The following is a 24814-nucleotide window of genomic DNA, read 5'->3' as shown; positions in this document are numbered from 1 at the left end:
TAGACCAAGTGGGTGAGATCGCCGGTAATTAAAAGAAGATCTTTTTATTTAAAGATCTCTTTATTAGATCTTTTATTAGGATCATGATCTTTTGTGGATAAGTTATTTTTTCTTATTAAGATCATAACATTGTAAAGGATCATTTGTTGTGAATGATCCGTGATCCTAGAGGGTATAAGCTGGGATCTAAATCGGGAGTTATTCACAGAGCGATCATGGTCAAATAGTTATACTATGGATAACTACGGGTTAACCCCGGCTTTTTATATGAGTTATCCACAACCAACCGCTTGTTTTTTGTTCAAATTAGAGCGAGGTTGCCCAAATCTTAACCCATTCCTCTGCGGGATCTTCGGGGATCTCGTGTTGTTGGATGTCAATTTCCAGACGATCACCGAGACGTTTGGCACCATTTTCTATCAATAGTTGGTCAAGCGATCTTATTGCTCCACAGAAAGTATCGTATTCAGAACTACCAAGACCGACAGCACCAAATGTTACTTTGCTGAGATCAGGTTTTTGTTCGGCAATTTCTTCTGCTAGTGGTTGTATGTTTTCTGGTAATTCTCCAGCGCCATGTGTAGATGTTACTACCAACCAGATCCCTTCTTGAGGAAGTTCATTTAAAGAAGGGCCATGCAGTATTTCAGTGGAAAAACCGACATCTTCCAGAATTTCAGCCATATGTTCAGCGACATATTCAGCGCTACCCATGGTACTGCCGCTGATTAAAGTAATAGTGGCCATAGTTATCCCAACAAATTTCAAGAATGGCTATTGTACTCTGTGAATCTGTTGGGATCTACCTGTGGATAATGTGGTTATAACAAATTTTATATTATGGCTTAATTGTCCGCATGATCGGATTTTGTAAGGAGATCAGGGTTTCTGTTGATTGGATTTCATCAATAGTCTGTATCTTGTTGATAAGTACATCTTGAAGAGATTCAATTGAGCGGCACATGACCTTAATGAAGATGCTGTAGTGACCTGTTGTGTAATAAACCTCAACCACTTCATTAAGGTTACCCAGCTTTTTCAACGCTGATGGGTAATCTTTAGCGCTCTTAAGAATAATGCCAATAAAGCAACAAACGTCATAACCAAGTTGTTTAGGACTGATATCTACTCTGGTACCGGTGATAATCCCCGCCTGCTTCATTTTTTCTACGCGAACGTGAATTGTTCCTGGGCTGACTGCAAATTTCTTTGCGAGCTCTGCATAAGGTGTACGTGCGTTGTCCATTAAAGCGTGAAGTATGTCACGGTCCAAATTATCGATCTGATAAATTTCTGACATTTCTAACCTCATTTTTTATTGAATAATCATTTTTTTCATCTTAAAAATGAATTATATAAACAATAAAGACTATTTTTATTAAAGTATATTGAATTTGTTCCCCATTTTATTGCTTAATGTTTTCAACAGGACATCAGGGTCATTTAAAGAATTCGAGAATAATATTATGAAAAAGTCATTTATTGAGAAGCAGCAACAAATCAGTTTCGTGAAATCCTTCTTTTCCCGCCTACTGGAAAGTAAGCTGGGTTTAATTGAAGTGCAAGGGCCAATGTTGAGCTGCTTGGGTGATGGCATCCAGGACAACTTGTCTGGCCATGAAAAAGCTGTTCAGGTAAAAGTGAAGACTTTACCGGACTCAACTTTCGAAGTTGTGCATTCACTGGCTAAATGGAAACGTAAGACATTGGGACGTTTTGATTTTCAGCCAGAACAAGGGCTTTACACTCACATGAAAGCATTGCGTCCGGATGAGGATCGCTTAACACCAATCCACTCTGTTTATGTTGATCAATGGGATTGGGAAAAAGTGATGGGAGATGGGCAACGTTCGCTTGCTTATCTTAAACAGACAGTAGGTAAAATCTACGAAGCGATAAAAGAAACAGAAAAAGCTGTCAGCAAAGAGTTTGGTCTGGCACCGTTCCTGCCAGATCAAATTCACTTTGTTCACAGCGAAGCGCTTTTGAGCCGTTATCCGGAGCTGGATGCAAAAGGACGTGAACGCGCTATTGCTAAAGAGTTGGGAGCTGTTTTCCTTATTGGTATCGGTGCAAAATTATCTGATGGGCAATCTCATGATGTTCGTGCACCAGATTACGATGATTGGACAACACCAAACAGTGATGGTTTTGCTGGTTTGAACGGTGACATCATTGTTTGGAACCCTGTTCTGGAGGATGCTTTTGAAATTTCTTCCATGGGTATCCGTGTTGATGCAGCAACATTGGAGCGCCAATTATCATTGACTGGTGATGAAGATCGCTTGCAATATGACTGGCACCAGGCGTTACTTAAAGGCGATATGCCACAGTCAATTGGTGGGGGGATTGGTCAATCCCGTTTGGTAATGTTACTGCTGCAAATGAAACATATTGGCCAAGTTCAATGTAGCATATGGTCGCCTGAAGTACGTGAAACTGTAGAAGACATGCTTTGATTTACTCAGTGACGCCACTTTCGCAATAAACGGCTTTTGAGTCCGGTATCGAAGCGCCAGATATAATCGAATATCCGCATAATACCGGGCTTACCATATTGGGACATGGAGACCGCATGGAAGCGGTGTTGCTGATGCTGTTGCAGATTTTTTATCTGATGGATTAGTGAGCCCGGCAAACGTTGGGCAATGAAATCTGAAATAACAACAGCATCAGCATCTTGCCAGTGTTGCTCTTTCATTTTTTCTATTGTACTTGTTAGGCAAAAAGTTAAATCTGTTCCTCCTGTGAAAGTCTGACTAAGAAAACGAATAGCTTGTTCCAGACCATCTGATGAAGATAGTTCATAGTGCACAACTTCTGTAGCGAATAACATGATATGACAGTTGCGATCATCAGCCAATGCAATGCGTAACAGTGCGAGACAAAAGGCTTTGGCGCATTTTTCATTGAATCCTCCCATAGAGCCGGAAGTATCTACACAGACAATAAATGGTCCCCGCGGTTTTTCTTCTTGGCTGTAATGAGTGACTGACCGTAATGTTGTTTTCTGTTTCCAGCTATCTCCTTGTAATTGATAGGTAAATAAACGCTTTTCTATCAATCTACGATAAAATTCATATTCCAGATCTTCAATTCCCAATATTGCTAGTTCCGTTGGTAACAAACGTAAAATATCATCACTTTGTCCTATACCATTCACCTGCTCAGGAATGGTATCTGGTGTTCGCTCAATAGTAGTAAATGGTTCGAGAAGATGGTTTTCCTGTAGTTTTGATCTTGCAGATTGACTGCGTCCAAGTAATTGAGCCAGTTTTTCCAGTTCAGGTTGTTGGCGAAGAAACTCACTATAGTGAATCAATAACTGCGTATCATTTCGGGAATGATTTATTTGACTTTTACTCATATCCCATAACCGCCCTGCTGCTCTGTCATTTTCGTTGAGAATAGGGTCGAGATTACCGCTTAGTGTCAGCCTCTGTTGCAGTTCCGCTAATAATTGCTCTTTTTCTTGTTCCAATAATTCCTTGTGGAAGTTTGTGGTTTGCAATATCAAATTAAGTCTCCATCGTTGAATAAACAACGTTTGCAGTGTATTTGAATGATCAATAGCATTAGTTGCCAGTTTCTGGGCTTCTGTATAAAAAGGTGATTCAATTCGGCTCAGTGTTTCCAGAATCTCGGGAAGTTTAAGATAGAAATTATCTGTGCTGGCAGGTAGTAGTTGTTGATATAACTGAAATTCTTCTGCCAGAGTAGCAGGAATTAATGCTTCTTTAATCCTTTGTTGTAAATCTTGTTTCCAGCCGGGAATGTCTTTTAACAGCGCACGTTTCAAGCGAGGATATTTTTCAAAAAAGATAGCTAGCTGAGGTGAAGCCAAGAGGGTTAGTACGAGCTCTTCTATTAGCTCCCCTTCGTTTACTGACAATAAAAGATCAAGGGTTGTTAGACTAATCATTTAATTAATTGCCCATTTTTGTTTTCAGTTGGTTGAGCTTATCTGTCAGTTGGATAAAGCTTTGTTCTATCGTATTAAGCCAATGACTTTCAATAAACAGACATGGTTTATGCTGGTTAAATAATTGGCGTTGGTGGTGAATATCTTGATTAATTTTGTCAAACCTCTCTAGCCACTTGCTGCTTTTTTCATTTTGTTGGTATTGACTATCTGGTAAATATAAAGTGGATGAGCGACGGCTAATATCGAAAATTTCTATCTGGTGTGCTGAATTAATTTCGGCTGTTATGTTTTGTGGAAAACCAATACTGTTTAAGCGAGCTGGCAATTTTCCACCTTTGTTTATCCAGATATTAAGAATCTTTTTTTCTATTTCAATGAAATTGACCTGAATATCATGGACATAAAGAGGTGTATGCAGGAATAAGGTCAATTTCTCTTCATTGATATGATCGGGTAGCGAATATTGCGTTTTGTGCCTAAAAAGATGAATTTTTTTTCCTAACTGGAATGCCTGTTGATTGTTTTTATCTTGACGGACTTGAATCCATTGGTGATAAAGTGAATCGATTTGCTGAGATAATACTCTTTGCTGATATGCTTGTTCGGTTATTAGAGTATTTAGATGTTGAGGTAATAGTTTGAATGAGTGAAGATCATGCCATAAACAATCTTTTAGTAATATTAAATCGAGAAATGATATTTCTTTTCTACCATTGAAGAAAGCACTGGCTTGTAATAAATGAATTGCTTTCTTCCAACGCCGATCTGAAACGTAAGGTGAGTGTTCTGTCACATCAAGTTGTTGACGTAGTTGGTAGATAATATCAAAACAATTATCTGGCAAGGCTATTTTATTAATTTCATTTTGCCATTGATGGAATTCTTCACTTGTTATTTGAATGTTTGCAGGGACAGGGTTATCGATTTCATTTTTATGGTTAGTGAGTAATGCTCGAAAGTTCTGTTTTTCCTGAATTTTATCCAACCAAATACGGATTAGCATTCGGTCATAAAGAGCTTCAAGGCTACTATCTGCTTCAGGTAATTCATTGGAGGCTGTTACTAGTAACCTCATTGGGATTTTTTCTTCGATATCTCCATTTCTGAATTTTTTTTCATTAATTGCAGTCAGCAAGGTATTGAGAATTGCTGGGCCAGCTTTCCATATTTCATCAAGAAAAACAATTTCAGTTTCAGGTAAATAGCCAGTAGTTAAGCGTTGATAACGTCCTTCGTCTTTCAACGCTTGGATAGAAAGAGGTCCGAAAATTTCTTCAGGAGTGGAGAAGCGAGTCATCAGATATTCAAATGCTCTAGCATCATGAAACGCAAATTTCAGTCGGCGGGCTATCAGACTTTTAGCGATTCCTGGAGGGCCAAGTAGAAAAACACTTTCCCCGCATAATGCAGCTAACAAACATAAACGAATCGCCTGTTGTCTTTCATACAGGCCACTTTCCAAATAGTTACTTAAACAAGCTATTTTTTCTGCTATTTGCATAATCCATACCAATGTTATCTACTGGGTTAAATAAATTATTAGCTATATGTGAAAGAAGTCTTATTCATAGGTTTTTGTCATGAAAATAATATTTACCTTAAAAATCGATTCAGCGTCAAATATTCAATAAGTTAACGTTTGTTTTTTGTTTTTTTATTAGCGAAACGTTTCGATAACGATCACATTTTTGTATCAATAATGTTGCATTTAAAATGTTACTTTATATATTGCTTAATTAGCGAAACGTTTCGCTAATGGAATAAAAAATGAAAAAAGGTGTATTGCTTAATTCTGAAATTTCAGCCGTAATTTCTCGGTTGGGGCATACTGACCAGATTACAATTGGTGATGCTGGATTACCAATTCCTTCTTCAGCCCAGCGGATTGATTTAGCGCTAACCCAGGGGATTCCCTGCTTTATATCGGTTCTCAAAGTCGTTACACATGAAATGCAGGTTGAAGCTGCATTTTTAGCAAAGGAGATCATTAGCTATAATCCTTTGATTCATCAATTAATATTGGCTCAGATTAAGGAGCTTGAGAAACAGCAAGGGAATTCAATCACTATAGAATATATTAGTCATAATACATTGAAAGAGAAAACGGAACATAGCCGAGCGATGATTCGTACAGGGGAAAATTCTCCTTATGCCAATATCATCCTTTGTGCTGGTGTAACTTTCTGAGGCGGTTATGCAACCTGTACTAGAACTAAAAGGAATTGGTAAATCTTTTCCTGGTGTCAAAGCATTATCTGATGCGGCGTTACGAGTTTACCCGGGCAAAGTTATGGCATTGGTCGGAGAAAATGGTGCAGGTAAATCCACGATGATGAAAGTGTTGACTGGGATATATACCAGAGATACAGGCATGATTCGTTACTTGGGTAAAGAAGTGACTTTTTCTAGCCCTAAATCTTCTCAGGAAGCGGGTATCGGAATTATTCATCAAGAATTAAATCTTGTTTCTCAATTGACTATTGCTGAAAACATTTTCTTGGGACGCGAATTTGTTAATAAGTTCGGCACCATTGACTGGAAGAAGATGTATCAGGAAGCGGATCGCCTTTTAAGAAAGTTGAATCTAAGTTATAGCAGTCACCGGCGGGTAACTGAGCTTTCTATCGGTGAACAGCAAATGGTTGAAATAGCCAAGGTACTGAGCTTTGAATCCAAAGTCATCATTATGGATGAACCAACGGATGCACTGACTGATACAGAAACTGAATCGCTGTTCAGAGTGATACGTGAATTGAAATTTCAGGGGTGCGGTATTGTTTATATATCCCATCGTCTGAAAGATATTTTTGAAATATGTGATGATGTTACGATACTCCGTGATGGGCAATTTATTGATGAAAAACAGGTAAAAGAATTAAAAGAAGACAACTTAATTGAAATGATGGTTGGTCGAAAACTGGAAGATCAATATCCCCGCTTGAATTTACCTCGTGGTAAGAAACGGCTTGAAGTTGAGGAAATTTCTGGCCCCGGTGTGAGAAATGTCAGTTTTTCCCTTTATAGCGGAGAAATTCTGGGTATATCGGGGCTGATGGGGGCTGGCCGTACGGAGTTAATGAGAATTATTTATGGTGCATTGCCAAAGACACAGGGACAGATCACTTTGGATGGGAATCCCGTTATAACTCGTAATCCTCAGGATGCGTTAGCTTATGGGATTGTTTATATTTCAGAAGATCGAAAACGTGATGGTTTAGTTTTGGGAATGTCAGTTAAAGAGAATATGTCTCTGACTGCCTTACGTTATTTCAGTAATAAATCAGGTAGTTTGAACCATAAAGAAGAGCGGCAGGCAGTTAGTAACTTTATTAAACTGTTTAATATAAAAACACCTTCAATGGAACAGACTATTAATCTGCTTTCTGGCGGTAATCAGCAAAAAGTAGCAATTGCTCGTGGATTAATGACCAGGCCAAAAGTTCTTATCCTAGATGAACCTACTCGAGGTATAGATGTTGGTGCAAAAAAAGAAATTTATCAGCTGATTAATCAGTTCAAAAAAGGAGGTCTGAGTATCATCCTGGTTTCTTCTGAAATGCCGGAAGTGATAGGAATGAGTGATAGAATTTTGGTCATGCATGAAGGACATATCAGCGCAGAATTCTTTGCTGAGCAAGCAACTCAAAAAGCTTTAATGGCGGCAGCGGTTGGTAAACACTACGATGTGGTTCAGGAATAATTCAGTATGAATTCTAATGCATCATTGACACCTAAACGTTGGTTCACTAAAGAATGGTTGCTGGCGCAAAAATCGCTAATTGCATTATTAGTGTTAATAATAGTGGTTTCCTCTCTTAGTCCGAATTTTTTCACTTTAGATAATTTATTTAATATTCTTCAACAGACATCAGTTAACGCCATTATGGCCGTTGGGATGACACTGGTCATTCTGACATCGGGTATTGATCTATCTGTTGGTTCACTGCTCGCGTTGACAGGAGCAGTAGCTGCTTCTCTGGTTGGTATGGATGTTAATGCATTGGTGGCTATAGTCAGTGGCTTAGCTTTAGGTGCTGCGATCGGAGCTGGTACAGGAATAATAATTGCTAAAGGTAAAATACAAGCCTTTATTGCTACTCTGGTCATGATGTTATTACTTCGTGGAATAACTCGTGTCTATACTGATGGCAGCCCGATAAATACAGGATTTAGCGATAACGCGGATCTGTTTAGCTGGTTTGGTATTGGTCGTCCATTGGGTATTCCTACCCCAGTATGGTTGATGTTGATAGTTTTTGTTATTGCTTGGTATATCCTGCACTATACCCGTTTAGGCCGTTATATTTATGCTTTAGGTGGTAATGAATCCGCTACCCGTTTATCTGGTATCAGTGTCGATAAAATCAAGATTATCGTCTATTCCTTATGCGGTTTGCTGACCGCACTAGCAGGTATTATTGAGGTCGCTCGTCTTTCTTCTGCCCAGCCAATGGCAGGGAATGGTTATGAACTGGATGCAATTGCTGCTGTAGTATTGGGAGGAACCCGTCTGTCAGGTGGTAAGGGGTTAATTGTTGGTACTCTAATTGGTGCGTTAATTCTCGGTTTTTTAAATAATGGCTTAAACTTATTAGGTATTTCTTCTAACTACCAGATGATCGTTAAAGCAATTGTAATATTGTTGGCAGTTCTGATTGATAACAAAAGTGGTAAATAACCTTATCCTACAGGAAATAACACAATGAAAATGAAGAAACTGGCGGCAATTTTATCTGCTGTTGCATTAAGTGCGACTATGAGTGCGAATACACTGGCAAAAGATGCTATCGCATTGGTCATTTCTACATTGAATAATCCATTCTTTGTCACTATGAAAGACAGCGCTCAAAAAGAAGCAAATAAGTTGGGCTATAACTTGATTGTCTTGGACTCTCAGGATAATCCTGCGAAAGAATTGGCTAACGTTCAGGATCTGACAGTACGTGGTATTAAATTGATGCTAATTAATCCAACAGACTCTGATGCTGTAGGTAATGCCATTATCATGGCTAACAATGCGGAAATTCCGGTAATTACTCTCGATCGGATGGCGAATAAAGGTAGAGTTGTTAGCCATATTGCTTCTGATAACCGACGGGGAAGTAAAATTGCAGGTGATTTTATTGCTGAAATACTAGGAAATGGGGCACAAGTTATTCAGTTGGAAGGTATTATTGGTACATCGGCTGCCCGAGAACGCGGTGAAGGATTTAATAAAGTAGCGCAAGAGCATAAATTTAATGTTCTGATTAATCAGACTGCTGATTTTGACCGTACCAAGGGTTTGAATGTTATGCAGAATTTACTGACGGCTCATCCAAATGTACAAGCTGTGTTTGCTCAAAATGATGAAATGGCGTTGGGTGCTCTGCGTGCTTTGCAGGCAGCAGGGAAAAGCGATGTATTGGTTGTTGGTTTTGATGGTACTGAAGATGGTATCAAAGCTGTTCAAAGTGGAAAATTAGGAGCAACAATCGCTCAGCGTCCTGATCAGATTGGTATCATTGGCGTTCAGACGGCAGATAAGGTGCTGAAAGGTGAAAAAGTTGATGCCGTCATTCCTGTAGAGTTGGAGTTAATTATTAAAAAATAAGCCTATACCCAATAGATTTCAATTTGCAGCGCGGCGGCAAGTGAACGCATCCCCAGGAGCATAGATAACTATGTGACTGGGGGGTGTGAAAGCAGCAACTTGAAAGATGAAGGGTATATATGACTGTGCCGTTGCTATTCATGGTAGTGGCATGACGGAAAAGGATTAAGAATGGGTACAGCAAAACTTGCAGTGGTTGGCAGCATCAATGCTGACCATATATTAAATCTTGAATCATTCCCTCGTCCGGGTGAAACGGTGATCGGGAAACAATATCAGATTGCTTTTGGTGGTAAAGGTGCTAACCAAGCGGTAGCGGCAGGTCGCAGTGGTGCTGACATTACATTTATTGCTTGTGTAGGCCAGGATGATATTGGTTCCCGTATTTGCCAGCAATTAGCAATGGATAATGTTAACACCTCTAGCATTGAAGCTATTGAAGGAGAAACAACGGGTGTAGCATTGATTCTTGTTAATCAACAAGGTGAAAATGTTATTTGCATTAATGCGGGCGCTAATGCTGCGTTAACACCAGAATATTTTCATCGCTATCAAAATATTATCAAAGAAGCAGATGCATTATTAATACAACTTGAATCACCATTGGAAACTGTACAACTTGCGGCAGAGACAGCTAAACAGAATAATACGAAAGTCATACTAAATCCTGCGCCGGCACAAAAATTATCTGATCAGTTACTCTCACTGGTGGACATTATTACTCCGAATGAAACTGAAGTTGAATATCTGACAGGAATTACAATAAAAGATAATTCTGATGCGGAAAAGGCTGCTAAGGTGTTGCATGGTAAAGGTATTGAAACAGTAATTATCACATTAGGTAGCTGTGGAATATGGTTGAGTGAAAAAGGTCAGAAAGGAAAAATTGTTCCAGGATTTAAAGTTAAAGCTGTAGATACTATTGCAGCAGGAGATACCTTCAATGGTGCATTAGCGACAGCATTATTGGAAGGAAAAGTAATGTTATCGGCTGTAAGATTTGCCCATTCTGCTGCTGCAATAGCAGTAACCCGTCAGGGAGCTCAACCTTCTATTCCATGGCGAAATGAAATTGATACATTTTTAACTGAACAGGACTAACAGTGGCTACAATCAAAGATGTTGCTCGCTTTGCGGGTGTTTCTACATCAACTGTGTCTCATGTTATTAACAATAACCGTTATGTTAGTGATGGTGTAAAAAAGAAAGTTAATGATGCTATTAATCAACTGAATTATGCGCCATCAGCACTTGCTCGAAGTCTCAAAGTCAAGCAAACCAAAACCATTGGTATGTTGGTAACAACCAGTAATAATCCTTTTTATGCTGAAATTGTAAGAGGAGTGGAACGAAGTTGTTATGAACGTGGTTACAGTCTTATTCTGTGTAATACAGAAGGTGATATTAAACGGATGGACCACAGCATGGAAACTCTGTTACAAAAACGGGTAGATGGATTGCTTATCATGTGTGCTGAAAACCAATGCACTTCCTGCGATGTTTTGCGTCGTTATCCTCCTTTACCAATGGTTATGATGGATTGGTCTCCATTTGATATTGTTGGTGATATTATCCAGGATAATTCCTTGTTGGGAGGGGAAATGGCTACCAATCACCTTATTAGCTGTGGTTTTAAAAAAATAGCTTGTATTGCGGGCCCACAAGATAAAACTCCAGCTCGTCATCGATTGGAAGGATATAGAAAGGCAATGGCAAAAGTTGGCTATGCTATTCCTGACGGATATGAAATTTATAGTGATTTTGAGTTTGCTGGTGGTTTTGAATCAATGCAGAAATTATTGCAGCATCCAGAACCACCAGAAGCTGTTTTTGCCGGTAATGATGCAATGGCTGTTGGCGCTTATCAGGCTCTTTACCAAGCTGGACTTTCTGTGCCAAATGACATTTCCATCATTGGGTATGATGATATCGATCTTGCTCCTTATATGATCCCGCCTTTGACAACCATTCATCAGCCGAAAGATGAACTGGGGAAATTAGCTATTGATACTTTGCTTTATCGGATGGGTAACCCGGAAAGTGATCCTAAATTGCTAGTATTAACTCCAACACTAATTGAGCGTAACTCTGTTTTTCGTTCTTAAGTGTTCTTTTCCTTAATTAGATTATCTCCATCTTCCTTATGTAGTAACAGGAAGGTGGAAGAAGAGAGTAAAGTCATTATTCCGACAGTAATAAAAGTGTTATGGAAGTGATCAACTGTTGTTCCATGAGGCATGGAATCATAGAAACGGAGGATAGCAGCGCTTACTGCAACACCGAAACTAATAGATAATTGCTGAGTTACAGCTAATAAACTATTTCCTGAGCTAGCATTATTATTGGTCAGATCAGCCAGAGTGATGGTATTCATTGAAGTAAACTGAATAGATACAGCCATACCTAGTAAAAATAGCGGAATAACTAAAAGAACAACGGGTATTTCTGGTGATTGCAGTGAAAATTGAGAAATTATCAGGCCGATAATGACTGTTATGCTAACCAGAATTTTACGGTAACCAAAGCGGGTCAGTACATTAGTAACAAAAGACTTGGCAATAATGGAACCGATAGCTGTTGGTGCCATCATCATACCGGCAATGACTGCTGGATAACCAAATCCAATTTGTAACATTAAAGGCATCAGGAAAGGAATACATCCAGTTCCTAAGCGTGTAACAATATTACCGATGATGCCGATAGAAAATGTACGGGTACGGAATAAGTTCAGACTGATTAGTGGCTGAGGGTGTTTTCTAGCGTGCATCAAGTAGCCAAATAACATTGTAAAACCAACAATCATAATTGTGAATGGTATATAACTTGGTAATGAACTTTCTCCTAGTAAATCCAAACTGATAGAAACCATTATTAAACTCAGTCCGAAAAGTATGAAACCGGAAAAATCGAACGAACGTTTTGGCATTGTAAAATTAGGCATATGCTTTTTAGCATAAATAATCCCCAATAAACCGATTGGAATATTGATAATAAATATCCAGTGCCAGGTGGCATAAGTTACTAATAATCCACCGAGCATAGGACCGAGAATGGGCCCTACTAATCCCGGCATAGTGACAAAATTCAGCACGGGCAAAAGTTCACTACGTGGGTATGCACGTAATAAGGCAAGACGAGCAACAGGCATCATCATTGCACCACCAATTCCTTGAATTACTCGGGAAACGACCAGAAAAGCTAAATTGCCTGATAAAGCACAGGCAAGGGAGCCTAGAGAAAACAAGGATACAGCAAAAATAAATATTCGGCGGGTACCGAAGCGATCTGCTAACCAGCCACTGACCGGAATTAGCAGGGCAACAGTCAGAGTATAGCTGACAACAGCAGATTGCATCGCTAGGGGGGAGTGTTCGAGGCTTTCAGCAATAGCGGGCAATGCCGTGTTGAGAATTGTTGCATCTAAAGCTTGCATAAAGAAAGCTATTGCGGCAATCCAGGGTAGCCCCGCCATATTACGAGCGGTTTTTACCATTAAATAATCCTGCTTATTTGTCTAACCAGTATTTGATTAGATATTAATCTAACACATTACTATATAATATCATTCTCTATTACCTGATTTTTTCAGCCAAGAGAAATAAGAAAGGTTTTTCTGGGACGCTTTTTTTGTTCTTTGAATTGCGCGATTACCAGCAACAGCTTTTAAATTTGAGAAGAATTACTGTCGATAACATTAGTCTTTGTATAAAAAAACCACCAAAAATATAAGATTTGTTGAAAAAAAACACGAACGAAAGTTTTTTGCAAATAAACACTTGCCAGCGCTGAAGAACGCCCTATAATGCGCCACCACTGACCGACACAACGCTGATAAACGTTGTCAGGCCAGGCAGAGAAAAGCCAATAAGGGCTTGACTCTGCGGGCAAACGGCGTAATATACGCAGCCCGGCTGACCGAGAATATTAATTTTTGATTTGGCCTGCTCTTTAACAATTAATCAGACAATCTGTGTGGGCACTCACAAGACGGTATCACAAAAAATACGTTTTAAAGTCTTGAAGAGTGAACAACAGTTAATTCATTACGAACTAACAGGACGATTCTTTGAGCATCAAACTTTAAATTGAAGAGTTTGATCATGGCTCAGATTGAACGCTGGCGGCAGGCCTAACACATGCAAGTCGAGCGGTAACAGGAAAGTGCTTGCACTTTTGCTGACGAGCGGCGGACGGGTGAGTAATGTCTGGGGATCTGCCCGAGGGCGGGGGATAACCACTGGAAACGGTGGCTAATACCGCATGATGTCGCGAGACCAAAGTGGGGGACCTGAAAGGGCCTCACGCCCTCGGATGAACCCAGATGGGATTAGCTAGTAGGTAGGGTAATGGCCTACCTAGGCGACGATCCCTAGCTGGTCTGAGAGGATGACCAGCCACACTGGGACTGAGACACGGCCCAGACTCCTACGGGAGGCAGCAGTGGGGAATATTGCACAATGGGCGCAAGCCTGATGCAGCCATGCCGCGTGTATGAAGCAGGCCTTCGGGTTGTAAAGTACTTTCAGCGGGGAGGAAGGGTTTGGCCTGAAGAGGGTTAAATTTTGACGTTACCCGCAGAAGAAGCACCGGCTAACTCCGTGCCAGCAGCCGCGGTAATACGGAGGGTGCAAGCGTTAATCGGAATGACTGGGCGTAAAGCGCACGCAGGCGGTCAATTAAGTTAGATGTGAAATCCCCGGGCTCAACCTGGGAATGGCATCTAAGACTGGTTGGCTAGAGTCTCGTAGAGGGGGGTAGAATTCCATGTGTAGCGGTGAAATGCGTAGAGATGTGGAGGAATACCGGTGGCGAAGGCGGCCCCCTGGACGAAGACTGACGCTCAGGTGCGAAAGCGTGGGGAGCAAACAGGATTAGATACCCTGGTAGTCCACGCTGTAAACGATGTCGATTTGGAGGTTGTGGCCTAGAGCTGTGGCTTCCGGAGCTAACGCGTTAAATCGACCGCCTGGGGAGTACGGCCGCAAGGTTAAAACTCAAATGAATTGACGGGGGCCCGCACAAGCGGTGGAGCATGTGGTTTAATTCGATGCAACGCGAAGAACCTTACCTACTCTTGACATCCAGAGAAGACCTCAGAGATGAGGTTGTGCCTTCGGGAGCTCTGAGACAGGTGCTGCATGGCTGTCGTCAGCTCGTGTTGTGAAATGTTGGGTTAAGTCCCGCAACGAGCGCAACCCTTATCCTTTGTTGCCAGCACGTTGAGGTGGGAACTCAAAGGAGACTGCCGGTGATAAACCGGAGGAAGGTGGGGATGACGTCAAGTCATCATGGCCCTGACGAGTAGGGCTACACACGTGCTACAATGGCGGATACAAAGTGAAGCGACCTCGCGAGAGCAAGCGGAACACACAAAGTCTGTCGTAGTCCGGATTGGAGTCTGCAACTCGACTCCATGAAGTCGGAATCGCTAGTAATCGTAGATCAGCATGCTACGGTGAATACGTTCCCGGGCCTTGTACACACCGCCCGTCACACCATGGGAGTGGGTGGCAAAAGAAGTCGGTAGCCTAACCGCGAGGGGGGCGCTGACCACTTTGTGATTCATGACTGGGGTGAAGTCGTAACAAGGTAACCGTAGGGGAACCTGCGGTTGGATCACCTCCTTACCTGAGATGCGTTGAGTGCAGTGCTCACACAGATTGTCTGATGAAAGTAGAGCACGGGTGCGTCTGCGAAGCTGACTATCGGGTCCCCTTCGTCTAGAGGCCTAGGACACCGCCCTTTCACGGCGGTAACAGGGGTTCGAATCCCCTAGGGGACGCCACCTTGCGGGACGACGGGTGAAAGGCGTGGTCGTTGATGTATCTTTAAGCGGATTTTAAGAATCGGTTTAGCGATATAAGCTCTTTAACAATCTGGAACAAGCTGAAAAATTGAAACTGTTGATAATATCACCGAGGTATTATTGACGAGTCTCTCAAGCTGCACAATCCGAGACAGTTTCGGGTTGTGAGGTTAAGCGAATAAGCGTACACGGTGGATGCCTAGGCAGTCAGAGGCGATGAAGGACGTGCTAATCTGCGAAAAGCGTCGGTGAGCTGATATGAAGCGTGATAAGCCGGCGATGTCCGAATGGGGAAACCCAGTGCACTGCGGTGCACTATCATTAACTGAATTCATAGGTTAATGAGGCGAACCGGGGGAACTGAAACATCTCAGTACCCCGAGGAAAAGAAATCAACCGAGATTCCCCCAGTAGCGGCGAGCGAACGGGGAGGAGCCCAGAACCAGCATCAGCCTGCACATCAGAGGAACGGCCTGGAAAGGCCGGCGAGAGAGGGTGATAGCCCCGTACTCGAAGGTGTGTGGGGTGTGAGTTCGATGAGTAAGGCGGGACACGAGAAAGCCTGTCTGAATATGGGGGGACCATCCTCCAAGGCTAAATACTCCTGACTGACCGATAGTGAACCAGTACCGTGAGGGAAAGGCGAAAAGAACCCCGGTGAGGGGAGTGAAAGAGACCCTGAAACCGTGTACGTACAAGCAGTGGGAGCCCCACCACCAAAGCGTTTCGCTTTGTGTGGTGCACAAAATGCGTAACGGCATCACTGATGCGCGGTTGGCGGAGCGGTAGCGACGCCCAACACAACAATCAAGCAGTGGAGCGTTTTGGGGTGGGGTGACTGCGTACCTTTTGTATAATGGGTCAGCGACTTATATTCTGTAGCAAGGTTAACCGGATAGGGGAGCCGCAGGGAAACCGAGTCTTAACTGGGCGAAATGAGTTGCAGGGTATAGACCCGAAACCCGGTGAGCTAGCCATGGGCAGGTTGAAGGTTGGGTAACACTAACTGGAGGACCGAACCGACTAATGTTGAAAAATTAGCGGATGACTTGTGGCTGGGGGTGAAAGGCCAATCAAACCGGGAGATAGCTGGTTCTCCCCGAAAGCTATTTAGGTAGCGCCTCGTGAGTTCATCTTCGGGGGTAGAGCACTGTTTCGGCTAGGGGGCCATCCCGGCTTACCAACCCGATGCAAACTGCGAATACCGAAGAATGGTATCACGGGAGACACACGGCGGGTGCTAACGTCCGTCGTGAAGAGGGAAACAACCCAGACCGCCAGCTAAGGTCCCGAAGTCATGGTTAAGTGGGAAACGATGTGGGAAGGCCCAGACAGCCAGGATGTTGGCTTAGAAGCAGCCATCATTGAAAGAAAGCGTAATAGCTCACTGGTCGAGTCGGCCTGCGCGGAAGATGTAACGGGGCTAAACCATGCACCGAAGCTGCGGCAGCGACACGTAAGTGTCGCTGGGTAGGGGAGCGTTCTGTAAGCCGTGGAAGGTGGCGCCGTGAGGCCTGCTGGAGGTATCAGAAGTGCGAATGCTGACATAAGTAACGATAAAGCGGGTGAAAAACCCGCTCGCCGGAAGACCAAGGGTTCCTGTCCAACGTTAATCGGGGCAGGGTGAGTCGACCCCTAAGGTGAGGCTGAAAAGCGTAGCTGATGGGAAACAGGTTAATATTCCTGTACTGAATGTGACTGCGAAGGGGGGACGGAGAAGGCTAGGCCATCCGGGCGACGGTTGTCCCGGTTTAAGCGGGTAGGTGGGAGGAGCAGGCAAATCCGCTCTTCTGTGAACACTGAGGCGTGATGACGAGCCGCTACGGCGGTGAAGTGGTTGATGCCCGGCTTCCAGGAAAAGCCTCTAAGCATCAGGTCATATTGAATCGTACCCCAAACCGACACAGGTGGTCAGGTAGAGAATACTCAGGCGCTTGAGAGAACTCGGGTGAAGGAACTAGGCAAAATGGTGCCGTAACTTCGGGAGAAGGCACGCTGGCATTAGGTGAAGGAGTTGACCTCTGGAGCTGAAGCCAGTCGCAGAGACCAGCTGGCTGCAACTGTTTATTAAAAACACAGCACTGTGCAAACACGAAAGTGGACGTATACGGTGTGACGCCTGCCCGGTGCTGGAAGGTTAATTGATGGGGTTAGCCGCAAGGCGACGCTCTTGATCGAAGCCCCAGTAAACGGCGGCCGTAACTATAACGGTCCTAAGGTAGCGAAATTCCTTGTCGGGTAAGTTCCGACCTGCACGAATGGCGTAATGATGGCCAGGCTGTCTCCACCCGAGACTCAGTGAAATTGAACTCGCTGTGAAGATGCAGTGTTCCCGCGGCAAGACGGAAAGACCCCGTGAACCTTTACTATAGCTTGACACTGAACATGGAGCCTTGATGTGTAGGATAGGTGGGAGGCTAGGAAGTGTGGACGCCAGTCTGCATGGAGCCGACCTTGAAATACCACCCTTGAATGTTCGATGTTCTCACTTGGGCCCGTGAACCGGGCTGAGGACAGTGTCTGGTGGGTAGTTTGACTGGGGCGGTCTCCTCCCAAAGAGTAACGGAGGAGCACGAAGGTTGGCTAATCACGGTCGGACATCGTGAGGTTAGTGCAAAGGCATAAGCTGGCTTGACTGCGAGAGTGACGGCTCGAGCAGGTACGAAAGTAGGTCTTAGTGATCCGGTGGTTCTGAATGGAAGGGCCATCGCTCAACGGATAAAAGGTACTCCGGGGATAACAGGCTGATACCGCCCAAGAGTTCATATCGACGGCGGTGTTTGGCACCTCGATGTCGGCTCATCACATCCTGGGGCTGAAGTGGGTCCCAAGGGTATGGCTGTTCGCCATTTAAAGTGGTACGCGAGCTGGGTTTAGAACGTCGTGAGACAGTTCGGTCCCTATCTGCCGTGGGCGTAGGAAGATTGAAAGGGGCTGCTCCTAGTACGAGAGGACCGGAGTGGACGCACCGCTGGTGTACGGGTTGTCATGCCAATGGCATAGCCCGGTAGCTAAGTGCGGGAGAGATAACCGCTGAAAGCATCTAAGCGGGAAACTTGCCTTGAGATGAGTCTTCCCTTGACTTGAGTCACGGAAGGAACGTTTAAGACGAAGACGTGGATAGGCTGGGTGTGTAAGTGCAGCGATGCATTGAGCTGACCAGTACTAATGAACCGAGCGGCTTAACCTTACAACGCCGAAGGTGTTTTGGTGTCAGAAGACAGTGGACAGCTGTCAGAAGAGAGATGAATTTCAGCTTGTTCAGAGATTGGTTCCGGTGGTTGCGGCAGAGAGCGTCGCAACGGCGGGAATGAAACAGAATATGCCTGGCGGCGATAGCGCGGTGGTCCCACCTGACCCCATGCCGAACTCAGCAGTGAAACGCCGTAGCGCCGATGGTAGTGTGGGGCTTCCCCATGCGAGAGTAGGACACTGCCAGGCTTGAAATACAGTAGAAACCCTCAGCGAAAGCTGGGGGTTTTTTGCGTTTACGGGGCGGCGCCCTGCGACTCAGTTATCATGGCTAAGGTACTTGGATATTAAAAACTAAATCATTTGCCTGAAGTTTTTATATCTTTCTCGTCAGGGAGTTTGCTGTATTCCATCAGATTTTTATTACCATCGATCACCATTAGCTCTTTCAGTGATTTGAAGCAATTGCTTAATGGTGAACGACAGTGTTCTGGAGATTTATGATGAATGCCTAGCCAGTCACTAATAAGGTAATAATTATCTGTAGTTGAGAAAGGGGTATTTATCACGCCAGTATGGCGATATTGAGAATTAATGCTATCGTCGTACCAGATAAGCAGAGGAATATTGTAAGAATCTTTGCGTGGGTTACTGACACCATGATGATAACGAATGTCACCATCTTTATCTAATCGTTGTAGTCCATGATCTGAAAAATAGAGAATAGATGCTTTATTCCCTTTGAGTTTATCAATTATTTTGTCTATTAGCAGATCTGTATAAGCTATTGAGCTATCATAGCAATTATCATCTTTATTCGATGAGAAAGATATTAGTTTATTCTCTGGAAATCGGTTACAGGATGGTTCATGACTGCCATAGATATGCATGATAATAAATTTCTTACCTTTCTGTTTTAGAGCATCATCTAAATAGGGTAGTAACTCTTCATCATATCCAATATATTTATTCCATTTTTGGCTTTCAGCCATATTAGCAATAACTGTGATTAGGCTATTGCTTTTACCCGATCTTCCTTGATTGCTTATCCAGGTTGTATTAAACCCCGCATCTTTAGCTAATGATATAATATTGTCAGCATAATGAGCCTTATCTCTTAATTGATATAAGGTAATATTAGAGAGTGAGATAGGTACGGATAATATAGTAACTGATGCTGGAGAAATGGCTTGATTGAATATTAGCATATTTTTCTGCATGGCATCTAATGTTGGTGTTGTAGCTTTATCATAGCCATACAGAGACATATGGTCTCTTCTTGCCGATTCTCCTATTAGTAATATGTAAGTATCAATATTTTTGTCTTCTTGTATATAATTAAATTTCACATTAACAGATGCAATTTTCCTGATTTGTTGATTTTCGTATATTGCTCTCACTATTGCTGATGAGTTATTAAATGGTGTTACCATTAGGAAATATTCTGTCAGAATAATATTATCTGAAAGTTTTTTTTCTGAGATATAATAATCAATCGGAACTAATAGACAGGTAAAAAATAAAGCCCATACACTGAATTTGAGTAATCGATAATTTGTATTCTTTGACAGCCACCGGATAGACAAAAAATAGGTTAACAGCATGAAAATAAAGAATAATACATAGTGTTTGTTGTAAGACAACATACCTACAGCTTCATTGCTGTTTGTATTTATAAAAGTATTGGCAATGGTTGAAGAGAAATTTATTTGGTATTCATTAGAAAAGAAAAATGATGTTGATATATTAAGCGACCATAATAAAGAAGTGATAAAAACCAAAGGTTTAAGGTAATTAAAACGATAGAGAAATGCGCTAGTGCCTGCTAAAAAGAAGTTTAGTAATACAATCCTCAGTTTGTATTCATGAGCTATATCACCGATAAAGATTATTGGCAGTAAGGTTAAAAGCGAAATAATAAGAATAGATAACTTATTTTGCATATAGGTTAATAATTCTAAGTAATAAATTGAAAAAGTTAATCATTAACCCGAGAGTAAGACAAGGGTTTAACTTGTGAGATAGTTCTGAACTTAGATTGGTTTTCTAAAAAAATACCTCTCCCGAAAGAGAGGTGGGTATAAAATCGTATTAGTGCGCTTTTCCTTGGGCGATGCCAAACCCTGTTTGTGATCGAATAAACTGAGCTCTAAATTTTCCTCTTTCCTGTATACCTTGTAATGAATTATCTGTGATGGAAAATAACCATGAACCAATGAAAGCGACAATCATTGAGAATAATGCTGGGTATTCATAAGGATAGATTGGTTTTTCATGGCCGAGAATACTGACCCAAATTGTTGGACCGAGAATCATTAAAACTACCGCTGTGATTAACCCAAGCCAACCGCCAACTAATGCACCGCGGGTTGTAAGTTTACGCCAGTACATAGACAAAAGAATGATTGGGAAGTTACAACTTGCAGCAATAGAGAATGCTAGCCCAACCATGAAGGCTATGTTCTGATTCTCAAATAAAATACCTAATCCGATTGCAACAAGCCCAAGTATCACAACAGTAATTTTTGATACTTTCAATTCATCTCGTTCATTCGCTTTACCGTGTTTAATTACATTTGCGTACAAATCATGTGATACTGCTGATGCGCCAGCCAATGTCAGACCAGCTACAACGGCCAGAATAGTGGCAAAGGCTACTGCGGAGATAAAGCCAAGGAACAGGTTACCTCCAACAGCACTAGCAAGGTGGACGGCTGCCATGTTAGTACCACCGATAAGAGCGCCTGTAGCCTCTTTGAATAAAGGGTTTGGGCTGACAAGTAAAATAGCGCCAAAGCCAATGATAAATGTCAGAATGTAAAAATAGCCGATGAAACCAGTAGCATAGAAAACACTTTTCCGTGCTTCTTTGGCATCATTTACAGTGAAGAAGCGCATAATGATATGAGGTAAGCCGGCGGTACCAAACATCAACGCAAGGCCCAAAGAGAGTGCAGAGATCGGATCGGAAACCAATCCTCCCGGACTCATGATAGCTTCTCCCTTTGAATGAACGGCAACAGCTTCTTTAAACAGAGTGTTGAAATTGAAGTTCACAGCTTTCATGACCATAAAAGCCATAAATGTAGCGCCTGCCAGCAATAGAATAGCTTTGATGATTTGCACCCAAGTCGTTGCTAACATTCCGCCAAACAGAACATAAAGCACCATTAGGATGCCAACCAATACGACCGCAATATGGTAATCCAGACCAAAAAGTAATTCGATAAGCTTACCAGCTCCAACCATCTGAGCGATAAGATAGAGGGCAACAACAACTAATGAGCCGATGGCAGATAATGTACGGATTGGACGTTGCTGTAATCGGTAAGAAGCAACATCTGCGAAAGTATAACGCCCAAGGTTTCTTAATCGTTCGGCAATCAGAAATAGAATAATAGGCCAGCCAATCAAGAAGCCAATAGAGTAAATCAATCCATCATAACCAGATATATAGACCAGAGCAGAAATTCCAAGAAATGAGGCTGCGGACATGAAATCACCTGCAATCGCCATTCCGTTTTGGAAGCCAGTAATACGCCCGCCTGCTGTGTAGTAATCGGTACGGGAGCGTGTCCTTTTTGAAGCCCAGTAAGTAATGTAGAGTGTGAAGCCAACGAACAGGACAAACATAATAATGGCCTGAATGTTGACCGGTTGCCTTTCTACGCTTCCGGAGATTGCGTCGGCCCAAGTGAGATTAGAAAATAGCAGTATTACTGTTAGTAGAGATTTTTTCATTTTTTTACCTCGATGAGAATTTGTGAGGTAAGGGAATCAAACTCACTATTAGCTCTGATTACATATAGACCAGTTAGGATGAATGAAATAACAATTAAGCCAATGCCAACGGGTATCCCACGGGTAATATGGGAGCCAGCATAAAGAGGAGTGCCTAGCCACTCGGGTGTAAATGCGATGGTGAAAATAAAACTGACATACAAAACTAACGTGATTATTGATAGCAACCATGCAAAACGACCTCGCTTTTTAACTAATTCTTTGAAACGAGGGTTATTCTCGATCCCTTGGTAAATGACGTCATTCATCAGAATGTATCCTCTTATATTTATTATATTAATCGGTTATAGCCGCCTTGCGGCGGCATAGTCTGTCACGAGATATTCATTGTTTGTTTTTCTTCCAATAGTTTTTCTACTACTCCTGGATCTGCCAATGTGGAGGTATCTCCTAAATTACTAATATCGCCGGAAGCAATTTTACGCAGGATACGGCGCATAATTTTTCCTGAGCGGGTTTTTGGTAAGGAGTCTGTCCAGTGCAGGATATCTGGTGTAGCGATCGGGCCGATTTCTTTACGTACCCAATTACGGACTTCGGTATATAACTGGGGAGATGGTTCCTCGCCGTGAATTAACGTGACATAGGCATAAATTGCTTGTCCCTTGATGTTATGTGGAACACCTACAACAGCGGCTTCTGCAATTTTGGGATGGGAAACCAAAGCAGATTCAATTTCAGCGGTACCTAAACGATGACCAGAGATATTTAACACATCGTCAACACGGCCAGTTATCCAATAATAGCCGTCTTCATCACGACGTGCTCCGTCACCACTAAAGTACATCCCTTTAAAGGCGGAGAAATAGGTTTGTTCGAAGCGATCATGATCGCCAAACAATGAGCGCGCTTGTCCTGGCCAGGAGTCAGTAATAACCAGATTTCCTTCACAAGCACCTTCTAATAGCTCGCCAAGATTATCAACCAATGCTGGTTGAACACCGAAGAAAGGTAAAGTTGCGGAACCTGCTTTTAGCTCGGTTGCCCCAGGTAGCGGCGTTATCATGAAACCACCGGTTTCTGTCTGCCACCAGGTATCAACAATCGGACATTGCTTATTACCAATCTTCTGGTAATACCATTCCCATGCTTCCGGGTTAATAGGTTCACCAACTGATCCCATGATACGTAGGGAAGTCCGTTTTGTTCCTTCGATGGCTTTGTCCCCTTCAGCCATCAGAGCACGAATCGCTGTTGGTGCTGTGTACAGGATATTAACCTGATGTTTGTCAATAACCTGGCTTAAACGATTAGCAGCAGGATAGTTTGGTACACCTTCAAACATCAGAGTAATAGCGCCACAGGAAAGTGGTCCGTAGAGAAGATAACTATGCCCGGTAACCCAACCCACGTCAGCTGTACACCAGTAGATTTCGCCCGGATGATAATCGAATACATATTTAAAGGTCAGGGATGCATATACAAGGTATCCCCCGGTAGTGTGCAGTACGCCTTTAGGTTTACCGGTAGAGCCGGAGGTATAGAGAATAAACAGCGGGTCTTCTGCATTCATTTCTTCAACGGGACAGTCAGCACTAACGCCTGCTGTTAATTCATGCCACCAAAGGTCACGGCCAGAGTGCCAGTTATTAATATTTCCAGTGCGTTTGAAAACAATCACATTGGAAACACTGACAACGGCTGTGTTACTTAATGCATCATCGACATTCTTTTTCAGGGGAATGGTACGTCCTGCTCTCAAGCCTTCATCAGCGGTGATGACCAATTTGGTATTTGAATCAATAATACGTCCAGATACTGCATCAGGAGAAAAACCTGCGAAAATAACAGAGTGGATAGCACCAATGCGGGCACATGCCAACATAGCAACCGCAGCTTCTGGTACCATCGGCATATAAATAGCAACCACATCACCTTTTTTAATACCGAGATTTTTCAGTACATTAGCAAACTGGCATACGTCATGATGCAGTTCTCGATAGGTTACAGTTTTGGATTCTGTTGGATCATCACCTTCCCAAATAATAGCGGTTTGATCACCACGCTCTTTTAAATGACGATCAAGACAATTTGCACTGAGATTTAGCGTTCCATCTTCGAACCAGCGGATATTGATATGTCCGGGGTCAAAAGAGGTATTCTTTACTTTAGTGTAAGGTTTAATCCAGTCAACAATTTTACCTTTATCACCCCAAAATTTTTCGGGATCTTGCAGCGATAATTGGTAATTCTGTTGATATTGTTGTTTATTCATCAAGGTGTGTTCTGCAATGATTGCAGGAATGGGATATTTCATTATTTGGGTCATACTATATTCTCCTTACGAATGTTAATATTATGTCAAAACAAGGTTAACTAAAGTGTAAGGAGAATTTTTGTTTTTTTTTTGCGCGGAAGATCACGCAATAAAAAGAATATTTTTCATGATGTTGTCATTTGTGTGGTTGGCTTATTTAGGTTTAATCGCTAACCAAAAATAGTAATTTAAAATCCTAATCCAAGAATAATGTTAAATATAGATAAATTGGCTAATAAC

The 24814-nt window shown here is 42.4% G+C and carries 16 protein-coding genes, 1 tRNA gene and 3 rRNA genes; 11 read left to right on the top strand and 9 right to left on the bottom strand.

Annotated features, from left to right (window positions below; translation table 11 throughout):
• Positions 1–306 precede the first annotated feature (306 nt).
• Together mioC and asnC are read right to left on the bottom strand one after the other, a co-directional pair.
• Positions 307–747 carry an FMN-binding protein MioC gene (mioC, locus tag BDD30_RS21565; RefSeq protein ID WP_041381434.1) on the bottom strand — a complete coding sequence of 147 codons (441 nt, stop codon included), beginning with the start codon at positions 745–747 and terminating at the stop codon, positions 307–309.
• A gap of 91 nt (positions 748–838) precedes the next feature.
• Positions 839–1300, bottom strand: a complete 462-nt coding sequence (gene asnC / locus BDD30_RS21560) for a transcriptional regulator AsnC (RefSeq protein ID WP_012776241.1) — start codon at positions 1298–1300, stop codon at positions 839–841.
• Positions 1301–1466: 166 nt separating this feature from the next.
• Here asnC and asnA point away from each other — a divergent pair, with 166 nt between their 5' ends.
• The gene (asnA, locus tag BDD30_RS21555) at positions 1467–2459 is read left to right on the top strand and encodes an aspartate--ammonia ligase (RefSeq protein WP_041381435.1); all 993 of its coding nucleotides are present in this window, start codon (positions 1467–1469) and stop codon (positions 2457–2459) included.
• A 5-nt stretch (positions 2460–2464) separates the two neighbouring features.
• Here asnA and viaA read toward each other — a convergent pair whose 3' ends face one another.
• Positions 2465–3922, bottom strand: coding sequence for an ATPase RavA stimulator ViaA (gene viaA, locus BDD30_RS21550; protein WP_012776243.1), 1458 nt, complete (start codon positions 3920–3922; stop codon positions 2465–2467).
• 4 nt (positions 3923–3926) lie between these two features.
• Positions 3927–5426, bottom strand: coding sequence for an ATPase RavA (gene ravA / locus BDD30_RS21545; RefSeq protein WP_041381436.1), 1500 nt, complete (start codon positions 5424–5426; stop codon positions 3927–3929).
• Between the two features lie 266 nt (positions 5427–5692).
• Between ravA and rbsD the strand changes: the two genes are divergently transcribed.
• The 6 genes from rbsD (at position 5693) to rbsR (ending at position 11623) form a co-directional block, all read left to right on the top strand.
• On the top strand, positions 5693–6112 hold the full coding sequence (gene rbsD / locus BDD30_RS21540) for a D-ribose pyranase (RefSeq protein WP_041381437.1): 420 nt from the start codon (positions 5693–5695) through the stop codon (positions 6110–6112).
• A 7-nt stretch (positions 6113–6119) separates the two neighbouring features.
• Positions 6120–7625 carry a ribose ABC transporter ATP-binding protein RbsA gene (gene rbsA, locus BDD30_RS21535; RefSeq protein WP_012776246.1) on the top strand — a complete coding sequence of 502 codons (1506 nt, stop codon included), beginning with the start codon at positions 6120–6122 and terminating at the stop codon, positions 7623–7625.
• 6 nt (positions 7626–7631) lie between these two features.
• Positions 7632–8603: a ribose ABC transporter permease gene (gene rbsC / locus BDD30_RS21530; protein WP_012776247.1), complete on the top strand. Its 972-nt coding sequence runs from the start codon at positions 7632–7634 to the stop codon at positions 8601–8603.
• Between the two features lie 24 nt (positions 8604–8627).
• Complete coding sequence (gene rbsB / locus BDD30_RS21525; RefSeq protein ID WP_012776248.1) at positions 8628–9518, top strand: ribose ABC transporter substrate-binding protein RbsB; 891 nt, start codon at positions 8628–8630, stop codon at positions 9516–9518.
• Positions 9519–9689: 171 nt separating this feature from the next.
• Positions 9690–10619 carry a ribokinase gene (gene rbsK, locus BDD30_RS21520; RefSeq protein WP_012776249.1) on the top strand — a complete coding sequence of 310 codons (930 nt, stop codon included), beginning with the start codon at positions 9690–9692 and terminating at the stop codon, positions 10617–10619.
• A gap of 2 nt (positions 10620–10621) precedes the next feature.
• A complete protein-coding gene (gene rbsR / locus BDD30_RS21515) occupies positions 10622–11623 on the top strand; it encodes a ribose operon transcriptional repressor RbsR (protein ID WP_012776250.1) in 1002 nt (333 codons plus the stop codon).
• Here the strand turns inward: rbsR and mdtD are convergent.
• Complete coding sequence (gene mdtD, locus BDD30_RS21510) at positions 11620–13011, bottom strand: multidrug transporter subunit MdtD (protein ID WP_012776251.1); 1392 nt, start codon at positions 13009–13011, stop codon at positions 11620–11622. The genes rbsR and mdtD overlap by 4 nt on opposite strands.
• A 589-nt stretch (positions 13012–13600) precedes the next feature.
• Here mdtD and BDD30_RS21505 point away from each other — a divergent pair.
• The 4 genes from BDD30_RS21505 (at position 13601) to rrf (ending at position 18765) form a co-directional block, all read left to right on the top strand.
• Positions 13601–15145: ribosomal RNA gene (locus tag BDD30_RS21505) — 16S ribosomal RNA — on the top strand.
• Positions 15146–15227: 82 nt separating this feature from the next.
• Positions 15228–15303 (top strand) — tRNA-Glu (locus BDD30_RS21500).
• A gap of 189 nt (positions 15304–15492) precedes the next feature.
• A 23S ribosomal RNA gene (locus tag BDD30_RS21495) occupies positions 15493–18514 on the top strand.
• A 135-nt stretch (positions 18515–18649) separates the two neighbouring features.
• A 5S ribosomal RNA gene (rrf, locus tag BDD30_RS21490) occupies positions 18650–18765 on the top strand.
• Together the 16S, 23S and 5S rRNA genes with 1 tRNA gene alongside form the textbook arrangement of a ribosomal RNA operon.
• 110 nt (positions 18766–18875) lie before the next feature.
• On the opposite strand, the gene BDD30_RS21485 is transcribed toward rrf, so the two are convergent.
• The 4 genes from BDD30_RS21485 to acs all read right to left on the bottom strand — a co-directional run bounded on the left by BDD30_RS21485 (position 18876) and on the right by acs (position 24586).
• Positions 18876–20459 (bottom strand): phosphoethanolamine transferase, encoded by a 1584-nt coding sequence (locus BDD30_RS21485; RefSeq protein ID WP_012776253.1) that lies wholly within the window; start codon positions 20457–20459, stop codon positions 18876–18878.
• Positions 20460–20607: 148 nt separating this feature from the next.
• The gene (gene actP / locus BDD30_RS21480; RefSeq protein WP_012776254.1) at positions 20608–22257 is read right to left on the bottom strand and encodes a cation/acetate symporter ActP; all 1650 of its coding nucleotides are present in this window, start codon (positions 22255–22257) and stop codon (positions 20608–20610) included.
• Positions 22254–22565 (bottom strand): DUF485 domain-containing protein, encoded by a 312-nt coding sequence (locus BDD30_RS21475; protein WP_012776255.1) that lies wholly within the window; start codon positions 22563–22565, stop codon positions 22254–22256. The genes actP and BDD30_RS21475 overlap by 4 nt, the downstream gene beginning before the upstream one ends.
• Positions 22566–22630: 65 nt before the next feature.
• The gene (gene acs / locus BDD30_RS21470) at positions 22631–24586 is read right to left on the bottom strand and encodes an acetate--CoA ligase (protein ID WP_012776256.1); all 1956 of its coding nucleotides are present in this window, start codon (positions 24584–24586) and stop codon (positions 22631–22633) included.
• Between the last annotated feature and the right edge of the window lie 228 nt (positions 24587–24814).

Source organism: Photorhabdus asymbiotica, assembly GCF_003634575.1.
Lineage (GTDB): Bacteria > Pseudomonadota > Gammaproteobacteria > Enterobacterales > Enterobacteriaceae > Photorhabdus > Photorhabdus asymbiotica.
Note: the sequence above shows the minus strand (reverse complement) of the source record. Positions and strands in the feature narration are given on the sequence as shown.